Origin of the sequence: Candidatus Pelagibacter sp. Uisw_134_02 (genome assembly GCF_047720265.1) — a bacterium.
GTDB lineage: Bacteria > Pseudomonadota > Alphaproteobacteria > Pelagibacterales > Pelagibacteraceae > Pelagibacter.
The window spans coordinates 85,261-99,729 of the sequence record NZ_CP159813.1 but is presented as its reverse complement, the minus strand read 5'-3'; the positions used below and the strand labels follow the sequence as shown (position 1 = coordinate 99,729).

17 protein-coding genes are annotated in these 14,469 nt (G+C 27.9%); 15 read left to right on the top strand and 2 right to left on the bottom strand.

What is annotated here, in order from left to right; all coding sequences use genetic code 11:
• Positions 1–30 precede the first annotated feature (30 nt).
• Positions 31–528: a GcrA family cell cycle regulator gene (locus ABXT56_RS00520; RefSeq protein WP_415300277.1), complete on the top strand. Its 498-nt coding sequence runs from the start codon at positions 31–33 to the stop codon at positions 526–528.
• Positions 529–693: 165 nt separating this feature from the next.
• On the opposite strand, the gene ABXT56_RS00515 is transcribed toward ABXT56_RS00520, so the two are convergent.
• On the bottom strand, positions 694–1,662 hold the full coding sequence (locus ABXT56_RS00515; RefSeq protein WP_415300275.1) for a complex I NDUFA9 subunit family protein: 969 nt from the start codon (positions 1,660–1,662) through the stop codon (positions 694–696).
• A gap of 16 nt (positions 1,663–1,678) precedes the next feature.
• Between ABXT56_RS00515 and ABXT56_RS00510 the strand changes: the two genes are divergently transcribed.
• The 14 genes from ABXT56_RS00510 to ABXT56_RS00445 are packed head-to-tail and all read left to right on the top strand — an operon-like array spanning position 1,679 to position 14,122.
• A complete protein-coding gene (locus ABXT56_RS00510) occupies positions 1,679–2,290 on the top strand; it encodes a ribonuclease D (protein ID WP_415300273.1) in 612 nt (203 codons plus the stop codon).
• On the top strand, positions 2,291–3,256 hold the full coding sequence (locus ABXT56_RS00505) for a KpsF/GutQ family sugar-phosphate isomerase (protein WP_415300271.1): 966 nt from the start codon (positions 2,291–2,293) through the stop codon (positions 3,254–3,256). It begins immediately after the preceding gene.
• A gap of 3 nt (positions 3,257–3,259) precedes the next feature.
• Positions 3,260–3,844, top strand: a complete 585-nt coding sequence (gene lptC, locus ABXT56_RS00500) for an LPS export ABC transporter periplasmic protein LptC (protein ID WP_415300269.1) — start codon at positions 3,260–3,262, stop codon at positions 3,842–3,844.
• Complete coding sequence (locus tag ABXT56_RS00495; RefSeq protein WP_415300268.1) at positions 3,844–4,620, top strand: ATP-binding cassette domain-containing protein; 777 nt, start codon at positions 3,844–3,846, stop codon at positions 4,618–4,620. Before lptC ends, ABXT56_RS00495 begins: the two co-directional genes overlap by 1 nt.
• Positions 4,621–4,642: 22 nt before the next feature.
• Complete coding sequence (gene aroA / locus ABXT56_RS00490; protein ID WP_415300266.1) at positions 4,643–5,971, top strand: 3-phosphoshikimate 1-carboxyvinyltransferase; 1,329 nt, start codon at positions 4,643–4,645, stop codon at positions 5,969–5,971.
• The gene (locus tag ABXT56_RS00485; RefSeq protein WP_415300265.1) at positions 5,968–6,621 is read left to right on the top strand and encodes a (d)CMP kinase; all 654 of its coding nucleotides are present in this window, start codon (positions 5,968–5,970) and stop codon (positions 6,619–6,621) included. The genes aroA and ABXT56_RS00485 overlap by 4 nt, the downstream gene beginning before the upstream one ends.
• Positions 6,621–8,351 carry a S1 RNA-binding domain-containing protein gene (locus ABXT56_RS00480; RefSeq protein ID WP_415300263.1) on the top strand — a complete coding sequence of 577 codons (1,731 nt, stop codon included), beginning with the start codon at positions 6,621–6,623 and terminating at the stop codon, positions 8,349–8,351. Before ABXT56_RS00485 ends, ABXT56_RS00480 begins: the two co-directional genes overlap by 1 nt.
• 3 nt (positions 8,352–8,354) lie before the next feature.
• The gene (locus ABXT56_RS00475; protein ID WP_415300261.1) at positions 8,355–8,645 is read left to right on the top strand and encodes an HU family DNA-binding protein; all 291 of its coding nucleotides are present in this window, start codon (positions 8,355–8,357) and stop codon (positions 8,643–8,645) included.
• Positions 8,635–9,327 carry an orotidine-5'-phosphate decarboxylase gene (gene pyrF, locus ABXT56_RS00470; RefSeq protein WP_415300259.1) on the top strand — a complete coding sequence of 231 codons (693 nt, stop codon included), beginning with the start codon at positions 8,635–8,637 and terminating at the stop codon, positions 9,325–9,327. Before ABXT56_RS00475 ends, pyrF begins: the two co-directional genes overlap by 11 nt.
• Positions 9,324–9,953 carry a phosphoribosylanthranilate isomerase gene (locus tag ABXT56_RS00465; protein WP_415300258.1) on the top strand — a complete coding sequence of 210 codons (630 nt, stop codon included), beginning with the start codon at positions 9,324–9,326 and terminating at the stop codon, positions 9,951–9,953. Before pyrF ends, ABXT56_RS00465 begins: the two co-directional genes overlap by 4 nt.
• Positions 9,943–11,175 (top strand): tryptophan synthase subunit beta, encoded by a 1,233-nt coding sequence (gene trpB / locus ABXT56_RS00460; RefSeq protein WP_415300256.1) that lies wholly within the window; start codon positions 9,943–9,945, stop codon positions 11,173–11,175. The genes ABXT56_RS00465 and trpB overlap by 11 nt, the downstream gene beginning before the upstream one ends.
• Position 11,176: 1 nt before the next feature.
• On the top strand, positions 11,177–11,974 hold the full coding sequence (gene trpA / locus ABXT56_RS00455) for a tryptophan synthase subunit alpha (RefSeq protein ID WP_415300254.1): 798 nt from the start codon (positions 11,177–11,179) through the stop codon (positions 11,972–11,974).
• Positions 11,971–12,900, top strand: a complete 930-nt coding sequence (locus ABXT56_RS00450; protein WP_415300252.1) for an acetyl-CoA carboxylase carboxyltransferase subunit beta — start codon at positions 11,971–11,973, stop codon at positions 12,898–12,900. The genes trpA and ABXT56_RS00450 overlap by 4 nt, the downstream gene beginning before the upstream one ends.
• Positions 12,854–14,122, top strand: a complete 1,269-nt coding sequence (locus ABXT56_RS00445) for a bifunctional folylpolyglutamate synthase/dihydrofolate synthase (RefSeq protein WP_415300250.1) — start codon at positions 12,854–12,856, stop codon at positions 14,120–14,122. The genes ABXT56_RS00450 and ABXT56_RS00445 overlap by 47 nt, the downstream gene beginning before the upstream one ends.
• Here the strand turns inward: ABXT56_RS00445 and ABXT56_RS00440 are convergent.
• Positions 14,119–14,436, bottom strand: coding sequence for a thioredoxin family protein (locus tag ABXT56_RS00440; protein WP_415300241.1), 318 nt, complete (start codon positions 14,434–14,436; stop codon positions 14,119–14,121). The genes ABXT56_RS00445 and ABXT56_RS00440 overlap by 4 nt on opposite strands.
• Positions 14,437–14,469: the final 33 nt, after the last annotated feature.

Here is a 14,469-nt window from a genome sequence, read left to right as displayed (position 1 = left end):
TAATATTAATTAACACACAAAATATAGATCATGAGCTGGAACGAAGAAAAAGTTGCAAAATTAAAAGAACTCTGGGGAAAAGGAAACACAGCAAGTCAAATTGCTGAAATAATTGGTGGTATAAGCAGAAATGCAGTTATTGGAAAAGCACATAGATTAAATTTGTCATCAAAAATTAAAACTCGAAACGCTTCAACTAGTCAAGATTTTAATAACAACTCTGAAGCGAATAATTCAAAACATAAAAGAAGTAGAAAAAGTAAGTTTCAATCGTTAATTATTGAGAAAGATTTTGAGCCAGAAAATCCAAAAAAATTAGAAGAATTAGATGAAAGCTCTTGTAAATGGCCTGTTGGACATCCAGAAGAAGAAACTTTTTACTTCTGTGGAAGATCTTCATTAAAAGATTTTTCATATTGCAAACTTCATTTACTTTATGCGTACCAGCCAAAAGGGAAAAAAGAAGATATAACTAACGACAAAGAAGAAGCCTCACAATATATTGAGAAAAAAATTAATACTGCCTAATATAATATAATTTTTTAAATTTCTTTTTTTTATTTTTTTCTTCTAGGCCTATAATTAGTGATTTTATAATTAAATAAATTAAAAATAATAAAATTAAAAATACCAAAACATAAATAATATTAATTATCCTAAAAAAGTTATATGATTTTAAAATGAAAATTTCTATCAAGAATTATTAGAGCTATATTTTTTTGTAGAAAATTGGCCACCTTCTCTCCACATATAACAATATTTTTCAACTTCTTGATCAAATGTCCTTGTGCTTGGTACTCCTATATCAGAATTGGTTTGATATTTATTTGATAAAACATTGTCGTATTTTAAAAGTATTAGTTGATCTACTGTCATTAATGGCTTTGGAAATAATTGAAAAAACTTTGCTGAGAGATTTGCAGCAAACAAAGGTAGAGGTATGAGTAACCTACTTTTACCAATCAATACTAATAATTTTATTAAAATTTCTTTTAGAGAAATAATGTCTGGTCCTATACATTCAATTATTTTAGATTGGATATTTTTAGAAATAACATAATAAATAATATCTGTTAAATCAGAACAATGAATTGGGGTAAATTTAGTGGCTCCATTATAATAAAGTGGAAAGAATGGAAGTTTGCTTAATAAAGTCATAAAATTTGTAGTAAAGTTATCATCAACTGAATAAACAACTGATGGTCTTAATATTGTAGCCAAGGGAAAGTTTTTTTGAATCTTTGACTCACCTTCTAATTTACTTTTTGCATATTCGGAATCTATGGCTCTACTGATACCAAGAGCAGATAAGTGAATAAACTGCTGAACCTTATACTCCTTACAAAGTTTAGATAAAATAGATGGAAAAATAGAGTGAATATTTTCAAAAGTATTTCCTTTTCCACTTTCATACAAAATACCAATTAAATTAATACAAACATCAGTTTGAGCAAATAATTTTCTAATTCTATTTTCATCAAATATGTTGGCTTCAACTATATCTATATAGCCAGCATTAGCCTGGGTTTTTATTACATATCCCTTTTGATGCAGATTTCTTGTAACCACTGTTACTTTGTAATTATTTTTAGTAAGCTTTCTGATTAAATGCCGACCTATTTGACCGCTACCACCAAAAATTAGACAATTTTTTGCTTTCATATATATATAATTAAAAATGAATATTGATATTAAACTTCACAAGAATGATCTACCAGAAGATTTAGAATTAGGCAATATTATAGCGGTGGATGGGGAATTTATGGGTCTTAATGTTAAGCGTGATCCTTTGTGTCTTATTCAAATATCAACTGGTAATTCTGATGCTCATATTGTTCAACTAGATAGAAAAAACTACTATGCCCCAAATTTGAATAAACTTCTTTCAAGTGAATCAGTAACAAAAATATTTCATTATGGAAGAGCAGATATAGCTCACATCAAATACTATTTAAAAACAGATACAAAAAATATTCTAGATACTAAAATTGCTTCAAAACTAGCTAGATCTTATTCTGACAGTCATTCTCTTAAAACTTTAATTAAAGAATTTATAAACATTGATGTTAGTAAACAATTTCAGAGCTCAGATTTTGGTGGTGAATTATCACCAGCTCAACTCAAATACTGTGCAAACGATGTTGTTTATCTTCATAAAATTCATGAAGAGCTAAATAAAATTCTTGTAAGAGAAAAACGAATTGATTTATACTTTGAATGTTTAAAATTCGTGAAGACTAGAGTTGACCTTGATTTAGCTTTATTTAAAGACGATATATGGGCTCATTAAATGAAAAAAAAAGATTATAAAAAAATCGCAAAAAATGTAATTGAGCTGGAAATTAAAGCTCTAAAAAAATTAAAAAATTCAATTAATAATTCTTTTAACAAGGCTGTTGAGGCAATATCAAAATGCCAATCTAAAGTAATTCTATGTGGAGTTGGTAAGAGTGGATTAATAGCAGCTAAAATTTCAGCAACACTTTCATCTGTTGGAACTCCTTCATTTTCTCTTTCTGCGAGTGATTGTTCTCATGGTGATCTTGGTAGTATTTCTAAAAAAGATGTTTTAATTTTAATAAGTTATTCTGGCTCTACTGAAGAGTTAAAGAATATTATTAAATATGCCAATAGAAATAAAATTTTATTGATTGGTATAATGTCTAGAAAAAATTCTATATTATACAAAGCATCAGATATTAAGCTTCTTATACCAGAAGTTACAGAGGCTGGACTTGGCATTGTGCCAACATCAAGCACAATAAACCAATTGTGTATTGGAGATGCTTTATCTGTTGCAACAATGAATGAAAAAAAGATAAACAAAAAAGATTTTAAAAAATATCACCCTTCGGGTAGTTTGGGAGTAAAACTTAAAACTGTTGAAGACATAATGTTAACTAAAAATAAGATTCCTTTTATCAATGAAAATTCTAAAATGAAAAATGCACTAAAGATTATAACATCAAAAAAATTAGGAACTTTAGTGGTAAGAAATGCTAAAGGAAATACAACTGGAATTATTACAGATGGACAAATAAGAAGATTTTCACAAATAAATCAGGGTTTGCATTCTTTGCAGGTAAAAACTGTTATGACTAAAAAACCTATAAATGTTGAAAAAGATACTTTGGCAATCAAGGCGCTTTCAATAATGAATGAAAATAAAATTACAAGTTTGTGTATAAACAGTCCTAAAAATAAAACTATTGGTATTTTGCATATCCACAACTTACTAGAAAATATTACCCAATAAATATTGAATGAATGGAAAAAAAAAATACAGTTATTTCTGTTTCTTTTTTTAATTATTCTATCTTTTGTTTTTTTTAAAAAATATATTTTTCAAAATAATGTTGATTTAGATAATCAAATTAATTTAGAAGAAAATAATGAAATTATAGAAAAATCAAATATAATTTATAACATAGAATATTCATCTATAGATAAAGACGGTAATAATTTTATCATTAAGTCAGAATTGGGAAATATTTCAAATGACAATGCAAATGTAATATCAATGGAAATAGTCGTAGCTACTATAACGTTAAAAAATGAAGGAATTATAAAAATTAATGCAAAAAACGCAATTTACAACAGTAAAACCTTAGATACAAATTTTTTTAACAATGTAATTATGTCTTATGCTGAAAATGAAATTAACTCGGATAATGTTGACTTATTTTTTCAAAAAAACTTAATCTCTATCACCAATAATGTTTTTTATAAAAATTTAAATACCAATCTACGAGCAGATAAAGTACAGATAGATTTAGTTACTAAAGATATAAAAATTTCTATGAAAAATAAAGATGAACATGTTATAATTAAAAGTATAAATTGATGGCAATAATAAAAAAATTTAGAATAAAATCTTTTAAAAATAATAAACCTATAATTAGTTTAGAAAAAATAAGCTTATCATTTGGTAAAAGAAAAATTTTAGACAATATTAGCTTTAAAATAAATAAAGGACAAATCCTAGGATTACTTGGACCTAATGGTGTTGGTAAATCTTCAATATTCAACTTAATAACCGGACTAATTAAACCAGATTATGGATCAATTATAATTGATTCAAAAAAGGTAAATGATTATCCAATTTATTTGAGAACTGTTCAATTTAAAGTTGGGTATGTTCCTCAATATGGTGGTTACTTTCACAACTTAACTCTTCTTGAAAATCTAAAATCGATATCTGAGATTTTAATAAAAAATAAAAAAATTAGAGATGAAAAAATAGACACCTTAATTTCAAATTTTGAACTAGAACCAATTGTAAATGTTAAAGCAAGTCAACTATCTGGTGGTCAAAAAAAACGCCTTGTTATTGCGTTGGCTTTATTGAGTGATCCAAAAATTTTACTTTTAGATGAACCATTTGCAGCTTTAGATGTCTTGACTATTAAAATGTTACAACAAATTATAGTAAATCTTCAAAGTCAGCAAAATATCTCAATATTATTATGTGACCATCAGGCAAGAGATTTACTCTCATGTGTAGATTTTGCACTTGTTATTTCAAATTGTAAGATAATAGCTGCTGGAACTCCTGGAGAATTAGTTAATAATGACGAGGCTAAAAATGCTTATTTTGGAAGCTCCTTCAAAATAAATTAGACAAATCTAAAGCTAAAATTAAATGAAAAATTTGCTATCTATAAATAATAAAATTAATATTTTTAATAAAGTTATTAATGTTGAAGGAGATAAAAGCCTTTCTATAAGATGGGTATTACTTGCTTCACAAGCATCTGGAAAATCTAAAGCATACAATCTATTAATGTCTGAAGATGTGCTTGCTGCAATAAACGGAGTAAAAAAATTAGGTATAGTAGTCAATACAAAAAAAAATTACTGTGAAATAATAGGTAATGGAATTAATGGTTTTAAATATAAAAAAAACCTAACATTAGATGCTAAAAATTCTGGAACATTTGGTAGATTGATGCTTGGTCTATTAATTAAATCATCAAAAAAAATAAAAATGATTGGAGATAAAAGTTTATCTAAAAGAGATTTTTCAAGAATAACTATACCTTTGGAAAAATTTGGAGCTAAATTTTATTATAAAAAAAAAAATAAACTACCCATATTGATTCTTGGTTCAGAATCAACAAAGGGGATTAGATATATTGAAAACAAAGGTTCTGCTCAATGTAAAAGCAGCGTGATGCTTGCAGCAATTAATTCATTTGGAACAACCTTCATTAAGGCAAAAAAGTCAAGAAACCATTCGGAATTACTTTTTAAATATTTGAAGATACCCATCAAAGTAAAAAAGGCAAAAAATTATGACTTTATAAATATTAAAGCACCAAAAAAAATTAAAGCATTTAATTATAAAATTCCTGGAGACATAAGCTCAAGTGCATTTTTTATAGTTCTCACAATACTTACAAAAAGTTCAAAACTTTTAATTAAAGATGTAAATATTAATCCATCAAGAATAGGTGTCATTACTATCTTAAAAAAAATGGGGGCTAAAATATTTCTAAAAAATAAAAGAAATTATAGAGGTGAAAAAATTTCTGATATTTCAATACAAGGTTCTAATAATCTTAAAAGAATAAATTGCCCAGTAAAATTAAATAGTAAGGCAATAGATGAATTTTTAGTTATTTTTCTAGTTGCTGCAAAAGCAAAGGGAACATCTTATTTTAAAGATTTGTCAGAACTTGATCAAAAAGAGAGTCCTAGATTAAAATGGGGATCTAAAATTTTGAATATGATGGGTATAAAAACAAAGCTTACAAAAGATTCAATTAAAATTTATGGACAACCTAATCTAAAAATAACAAAGTCAATAATAATTAAAAATTATTTAAGAGATCATAGAATTTTTATGATGAGCACTATTGCTGCTTTAACTTTTGGTGGAAATTGGAAAATTCATGATAAAGATTCTATAAACACTTCATTTCCATCCTTTTTAAAAATAATAAAAAAAATAGATAATAAATTTTTATGAAATCAAAAAATAGAATTAAAGTTGCGATAGATTCACCTGCTGCTGCAGGTGCGGGTACTCAAGCAAAGTTAATTTCAAAATATTTTAATTTATTTTATTTAGACACTGGTAAAATTTATAGATTAATTGCCAACATTAAATTAACCCAACCCAAAAAATATGGATATAGCTTAATAAAAAAAAGAATGAATAGATTAAACATGAGAGATTTACAGAATAAAAAGTTGTTATCTGATGAGGTTGGAACTGTGGCATCCATGATATCAAAAGATAAAAAAATAAGAAAACTTGTTCATGCTTTTCAAATTAAAAGTGCTTATTTTCCACCTAAAAAATATAACGGCTCTTGTTTAGATGGAAGAGATATTACTTATAAAATAATCCCAGATGCTGAGTTTAAATTTTTTATAACTGCGAATACAAAAACTAGAGCATTAAGGAGATATAAAGAGCTAAAAGGATCAAATAAAAAGATATCATTTAACGACATCTTAAAAAGCATCAAAAAACGGGATAAAAGTGATTATAATAGAAAAATATCACCACTCAAGAAAACTCGAGATTCGATCTTGATTAATACTACAAATTTAACTAAAAGATCATGCTTTTTAAAAATTAAACAAATTATGGATAGGAAACTAAAAGCTTAATGGAAATTTATAAAGATCTTTCAAACCCCGCCTCAAAAGAGTTCGAACAATTACTAAATTCACAGTTTACCAAAACAGCAAACCTTGAAGAAGGAAAAATTATTACAGGTGTAGTAAATAAGGTAACAGATAACTTTGTGTTTCTTGAAGTACCAGGTTTAAAATCTGAGCCTATTCTGGATATTAATGAGTTAAAAAGTATGGGTATGCTTGAGAAAGCAAAAATTGGTGAAAAAATTTCAGTTCTTCTTGAAAGACTTGAGGATAAAAAAGGTGAAGTTTTAGTCTCAGCTTCTAAGGCCCAAAAAATTCAAGGTTGGGATAAGCTTGTTGAAGCTTATGAAAAAAATGAACCCATAATGGGTAAAATTACTGGACGTGTTAAAGGTGGATGCATTGTTGAGCATATAGACACAGGCTCATTAATGTTTTTACCAGGATCACAAATTTCAGATAAACCACTTAAAGACATTACTCATTTAATGAATGAGCCACAAAAATTTGCTCTTATTAAATTAGATAAAGTTAGAGGAAATGCCTGTGTTTCAAGAAGAGAAATTATTTCCTCATTTAAAAAAGAAGACAAAATTAAGATCATTGAAAAATTTAAAGTTGGTGATGTTATAAAAGGTGCTGAAGTAAAAGGTTATAGTTCGTTTGGTTGTTTCTTTAGTGTAAATGGAGAGCTTGATGTTTTAGTACACCTTCAAGAAATATCTTATTCAAGAGTTAATCATCCTGATGAAGTTTTTACAATTGGTGAAAAGCATGACCTGCTAGTTATTTCAGTTGATAAAGAAAAATTGCAAGTTGGTTGTTCTCTGAAGCAACTTTCCCCAGACCCATTCGAAAATATATCAAATTATGTATTAAATAAAATCTACAAAGTTAAAGTAGTTAAGCTAATGGACTTTGGTGCATTTTGTGAACTTGAAAAAGGCTTATCAACTTTATTACACTCAAGTGAATTAAGTTGGACAAAAAAAAATATCTCTTCAAAAAAGATGTTTAAAGTAGGTGATGAAATAAATTGTGTTATCACTGAAATTGACAAGGAAAAAAGAAGGGTTGCAATATCACATCGTTTAACAACTGAAAATCCTTTTGAAACTTTTGAAAATAAATATCCAATTGGTTCAGAAGTTGAGGGTGAAGTTGCCAGCAAAAATGAATACTCTATATTCCTTAAAATTGATGATCTAGATATTGATGCATTTTTACACTGCAATGATCTTACTTACCTAACAAATGCAGAAGAGGAATTAGCTAAATACAAAATTGGTGATAAATTAAAAGTTAAAGTTTTAGAAATAAAAGCAGCTGAACAAAAAGTTAGAGTTGGTTTACGTCAAACTCAACCAGATCCTCTTGATTGGTTTAAAGATAAAAAAGTTAAGCAAGCAATCACTGTGAAGATTATTTCATCTGACAATAAAGGTTTAGTAGTTAGACCTGAAGGATGCGAAATGGATTTTACTATAAAAAAATCTGCTATAGCTATCAATGCTGCTGACGCAAGACCTACTAGATTTACAGGAGGAGAAAGAATAGATTGTGCAGTAGCAGAACTAGATTTAGAAAAAAGAAAAGTTACTTTAAGTATTAAATTACTTGAAGAAATAGAGAGAAAGGATGCTTTAGATAAATATGGTTCTGAAGGATCTGGAAAAAACCTTCCTTTTTCATCACTCTCTGAAGATTTAGAGAAAAAAAAAAAAGAAGACGAATAAAAATTGGCTATTGTAAAATCTAAAATTTTAAAACAACTCGCAAGTAATTATCCAAATTTTTTAAAAAAAGACCTCAAAAAATTCACAAATATAATTCTTAGTGAAATTAAACAAGCTCTCAAGCGTGGAGATCGTGTTGAATTAAGAGGTTTTGGAATTTTTTCAACCAAAACTCAAAAAGCAAGAATATCTAGAAATCCAAAAACAGGGGAAAAGGTTAATACACCTGAAAAAAAAACAATTAACTTTAAAATGGCAAAAGAAATGTTTAAAAAATTAAATAATGGTAAATAAAAATGTTTTTGTAGCTTGTGATACTTCAAACATAAATGAGATAAAAAAAATAATTAACTACACCAAAACTAATAAACTTAAGATAATTCCAAAGTTTGGCTTACAGTTTTTTTATTCAAAAAATGGAAGAGCTTTTCTTCAAAAGTTTAAAAAAGATTATTGGTTAGATCTAAAAATAAATGATATTCCACAGACTGCTTTATCAGCAATAGATAGTTTAAAAGATTTAAAAAGATGTAAATATATTACGGTTCATGTAAGCGGTGGTCTTGAAATGCTTAAGGCTATTACAAAAAAAACTAAAAAAATTAATAAAAATTTGAAAGTATTAGGAGTTACAGTTCTAACAAGTCTTAACAACAAATCACTTAGAGAAATTGGTCACACTAAAACAGTAGAACAATTAGTATTAAAGCAAGCTGGTCTTATAAAAAAATCAGGCGCAGCTGGAATTGTGTGTTCTGCACAAGAGGCAAAAATAGTTAGGAAAAAATACAAAAGCTTATTTATTGTTACACCAGGAATAAGACTACCCGGAGATGATGCAAATGATCAATCTAGAATAATGACTCCTGTTGATGCTTTTAAAAATAAAGTTTCTGGTATTGTAATGGGAAGATCATTAGTAAAAGGTAATATCAAAAATAACATTAAAAGATTAATTAATCATTTAAATCAATGATCCAACCCTGCAAGATTTGTGGGATCTCCGACTCTAAAACTTTAGAGTTTTTAACCTCCCATCCTACCCCACCTAAAATGATAGGGTTTATTTGTAATTGGCCTAAATCAAAAAGATTTGTTGAGCACGAAAAGCTTAAAGAGCTATTAAAAGTTGATAAAAAAAAATCAGAATATGTTGCTGTATTGGTTAAACCTAATGAGGATATATTAGAAAGAATAAAGGATTTACCATTTGATTATTATCAACTTTATGATTGCACACCTGCTGAAGTTAAATCAATTAAAGAAAAATATAATACAAAGATTATCGTTGCGATAACTGTAAAGGATCAAAATGATACAGTTAAATATTTAGAATATAATGAGCTTGCAGACATAATATTATTCGATAGCAAAGGTTATGAAAAAAGTATGTCCTTTGATCATCAACTAATTAAAAATATTAAAATTAATAAAGAATTGATGCTTGCTGGGAATATTCAAATTGAAGATAACCTTGAAAATTATAAAGAAATAGCAGACATTATAGATATTTCTGGAGGTCTAGAAACATCTGGATTAAAAGATATTTCAAAAATAAATATTTTTTTAAACAAAATTAAACTAATTAACAATGAAGCTTAAAAAAAAAATTCCTTTAATTGATCAGCATAATAAAAATGGATTTTGGGGTGGTAAATTTGGTGGTAATTTTATACCTGAAACTTTAAAAAAGCCCATCGAGGACTTAACTGAACTTTTTGAAAAACTTAGATACGATAAGAAATTCCTTAAAGAAAGAGACTATTATTTTAAAAACTACATAGGTTCTCCTACTTCATTTATTAAACTTCAAAACCTATCGGATCACTTAGGTGGAGCCCACATATATGCCAAAATGGTGTCAGAGGCGAATGGAGGAGCTCATAAAATCTATAATGCAACAGTTCATTGTCTCATTGCTAAAAAGGCAGGAAAAAAATATGTGGTTGGTGATACTGGTGCTGGCTATGCTGGAAAGATGCTGAGTATGGCTGCTAAAAAGTTTGGCCTTAAGTGTAGGATATTCATGGGTGCAAAAGATATAAAAAGACAAAGGCCTAATGTGAACGCAATGAAAAAAAATGGCGCAGAAGTTGTACCCGTTTATTCAGGAAGCCAAACATTAGTAGATGCTGTTAGTGAGTGCATGCGTTACTGGGTTTCAAATTGTGATAACACCCATATGTGTGTTGGATCAACAGTTGGTCCTAATATATTTGTAAAAATTTGTGGCTGGAGTACAGCTCAAATTTCAAGAGAATTAAAAATTCAAATACAGTCTGAGTTTAAACAAATACCAAGAAAAATTAAACTTATTAACTGTGTAGGTGGGGGAAGTTCAGCTTATGGTTTTTGGAGTGAATTTATTGATTATGATAAAAAACAAATTGAATTAATTGGTGTTGAGGCTGGAGGACCAAAAAATTCAAAACTACATGCTGCACCTTTAACAAATGGAGCTAAACTCGGAATTTTACATGGAGCTGCAGCTTATGTTTGTCAGAATAAAGAAGGGCAAATTAATGATACAGAGTCTATTTCTGCTGGATTAGATTACCCAGGAGTTTCGCCTATTCATTGTTTCTTAAAAGATACTAAAAGAGCAAGATATACTTCTGCAACAGATGAAGATGCTTTAAAAGCTTACCAATTAGTAACTAGACTTGAAAAGATAAGACCTAGTTTAGAGCCTAGTCATGCTTTTGCAGAAGCAATTAAAATTGCACCTAAATTAAGCAAAGATACACTCATTATTTGTAATAGTTGTGGAGACAGTTTAAAAGATAAAGATATTTTAAAGGCAAGATTAGGAAAGTTTAATTAAGATGTCATTAATTAACTCAGCATTTAAAGAAACAAAAAATAAAAAAAGACCTGCTTTACTAACTTACACAGTAGCTGGAGATAATAACAAAAAAAAATCTCTTGAGATATTAAAGTCAATTGCAAAATATGCTGATATTTGTGAGATAGGCTTTCCCCATAACACTCCAATTGCAGATGGTGGACAGATTCAATCAAGTGCTTACAGAGCTTTAAAAAATGGTATTAAAATCAAAGATGTTTTTTCAATAGTCAAAGATTTTAAAAAGTCAAAACAATCTAAGCCTGTAATACTAATGGGTTACTACAATATGATTTATCAATACGGAGATAATAACTTTATAAATATTTGTAAAAAATTTGGAGTAGATGGATTGATTGTTGTTGATCTTCCATATCCTGAAAATAAAAAATTTGCAAAAAAATGTAAGAAAAAAGGCATTAGTTTTATTCAATTGGTGTCTCCTACTACTTCTTCTAGCAGAATAAAAAAAATTATAAAAGACTCTCATGATATGGTTTATTATATCAGTATGCTTTCAACGACGGGTGGTAAACTAAAAGTTTCTTCTAAAAAAATTTTAGAGAGATATCGTAAAATTAAAAATATTAATAAAAATAAAAATATTGTAATTGGTTTTGGAATTACTGAAAAAACAATAGCCTCATTAAAAAAAGCTGATGGATTGGTAGTTGGGAGTGCTTTATGCAAAGAAATAACAAAATCATTAAAAAAGAGACAAAATCCTGTCACAAATGTAACTAATATTGTAAGAAGATTAAGGAATAAAATTATATGAATTGGATAAAAAAAACATTACGTTTTGGTGAAAAAATTAAAACAATTATTAAACAACGTGCAAGTAAAGCTGAGATTGCTAATAGTGATTGGACTTCTTGTTGTAAAGGACCAATTTTAAAAAAAGATTTGGAAGATAATTTGTGGGTTTGTCCATCTTGTAATAAACATCACAGAATAAGTCCACGTCATCGATTTGATGCAATTTTTGGTAAAAATAATTATGAAGTTTTAAAAACACCAATTCCTCAAGATGATCCTTTAAATTGGAGTGATTCAAAAACCTACAAAGAAAGATTAAAAGTTGCCAGAAAAAAAACAGGTATGAATTGTGGTATGATGGTAATCAATACTAACATTCAAAATATAAAAATCACAGCTATTGCATCAGATTTTGATTTTGTGGGTGGATCAATTGGTGCAGCTGAAGGTGAGGCATTTTTATATGGAATCCAACATGCAATAGAAAATGAACAGCCTTTTATAGTTTTTACTTCTGGTGGAGGTATGAGAATGATGGAGTCCTTAATTTCACTTTCACAAATGACTAGGACTACCTTAGCAATTAATGAACTTAAAAAAAATAATCTCCCTTACATTGTTGTACTAACTGATCCAACTGCTGGTGGTATTACAGCATCATATGCAATGTTAGGCGATCTACACTTAGCAGAACCAGGGGCTCTTATAGCTTTTGCAGGAGCAAGAGTAATTCAAGGAACTGTAAGAGAAGAGTTACCAGAAGGCTTTCAAAGAAGTGAGTATGTAGAAAAAACTGGCTTTGTAGATTTAATTGTAGAAAGAAAAGACTTAAGAGAAAAGATTGGTTCATTATTATCAATATTGTTAAAGAAAAATTCTGCTATAAATTCATCAGAAAATGAAACTTCAGAAGACAGTAGAACGCTTACAAAAGCTGCATCCTAAAGAGATCGATCTAAGCCTAGATCGAACTAAAAATCTTTTAGAAAAATTAGGCAATCCTCAAGACCAAATTAATTGCATTTCTGTTGTTGGAACAAATGGAAAATTTTCAACAATCCAAGCACTCTATGCAATTTTAAAAGAAGCAAATTATAAATGTAATATTTATACCAGTCCTCACATTCAAAAAATTAACGAGAGATTTGTCTTTAACAATAAGCCATTAACAGATGATGAATTATCTAATCTATTTTCCGAAATAGAAGAGGCCAATGATCAAACACAAATTACTTTCTTTGAAATTTTAACCGTTGCTTACCTTCATTATGCAAAAAAATATCCAGGAAACATTAACTTAATTGAGGCGGGTCTGTTTCATAGATTTGATGCAACTAATATTTTAAAAAAAAACTTAGCAAGCATTGTAACAGCTATTGGCATTGATCACTTAGATTGGCTTCCAAGTGAGGAGCAAACAGTCGAAAAAATAGTATTTGAAAAAACATCTACTCTATTAAGCTCTAAAATCATTGTTGCAAAGCAAAGCTCAAATGAAATTAGTAAAAGTATTGAAAATACAATTAAAGATAATCCTTCAAAAAAAATAATTTTTAATAAAAATTATAATTTCACATTAAAAGAAAATAATTTTTTTTATTTTGAAGATGAGTTTGGAAGTCTAAAACTTCCAAAGCCTGACCTACTTGGAAAATTTCAGTTAGAAAATGTTTCTACAGCAATCGCAACTGCTAGGCAGTTAACAGATTACAAAATAACAGACGAACATATTAAAAAAAGTATCATTAAAATAGAAAGTATCGCTCGACTTCAAGAATTAAAATCTGGAAAGTTAAAAGATTTAACTAGTAATAATTTATTATTTGTAGATGGATCTCATAATCCACTTGGTGCAAAAGTATTAAATGAATATCTTCAAAGTTTAAATTGTAACAAACATATTATTTTAGGAATGATGGCTAACAAAAACCACAATGAATACATGAGTTACTTTAAAGATATTAAATCATTAACAACAATTGATATTCCTAACCAACCTAATGCAATTAAGGGTAACGAACTTAGAAAAAAAATTAAAAACTTTAAAAATATAAATTATAAAGACTCAATTAAAAAAGCAATCACCTCAATTGATCTACAAAAAAATGATATTATTTTGATTACAGGTTCTTTATATCTTGCAGGAGAAATTTTAAATTTAAATTAGATACCTTTATCTAAAAATTCTTTAACTTTAGCTTCACCTGGATTTCCAACTAGTCTATCAACTTCTACACCTTTTTTAAAAATTATTGTTGAAGGAACACCACGTACACCCATAGAGCTACCTAAATTTAGAGCTCCATCTTCAATATCTGCATAATAAAAATTAGCTTTATTTATATATTGATCTGAAAGTGCAGACATCACTGGTTTTAAACTTTGGCAAGGAGCACACCAAGTGGCAGAAAATTGAATTACACAAGTGTCTTCATTTTTAATTTTATTTTCCCAGTTTTCATCTTTAAAATCTATAAGCATAATTCCTATATAAATTTTTATTCTATTTATTCA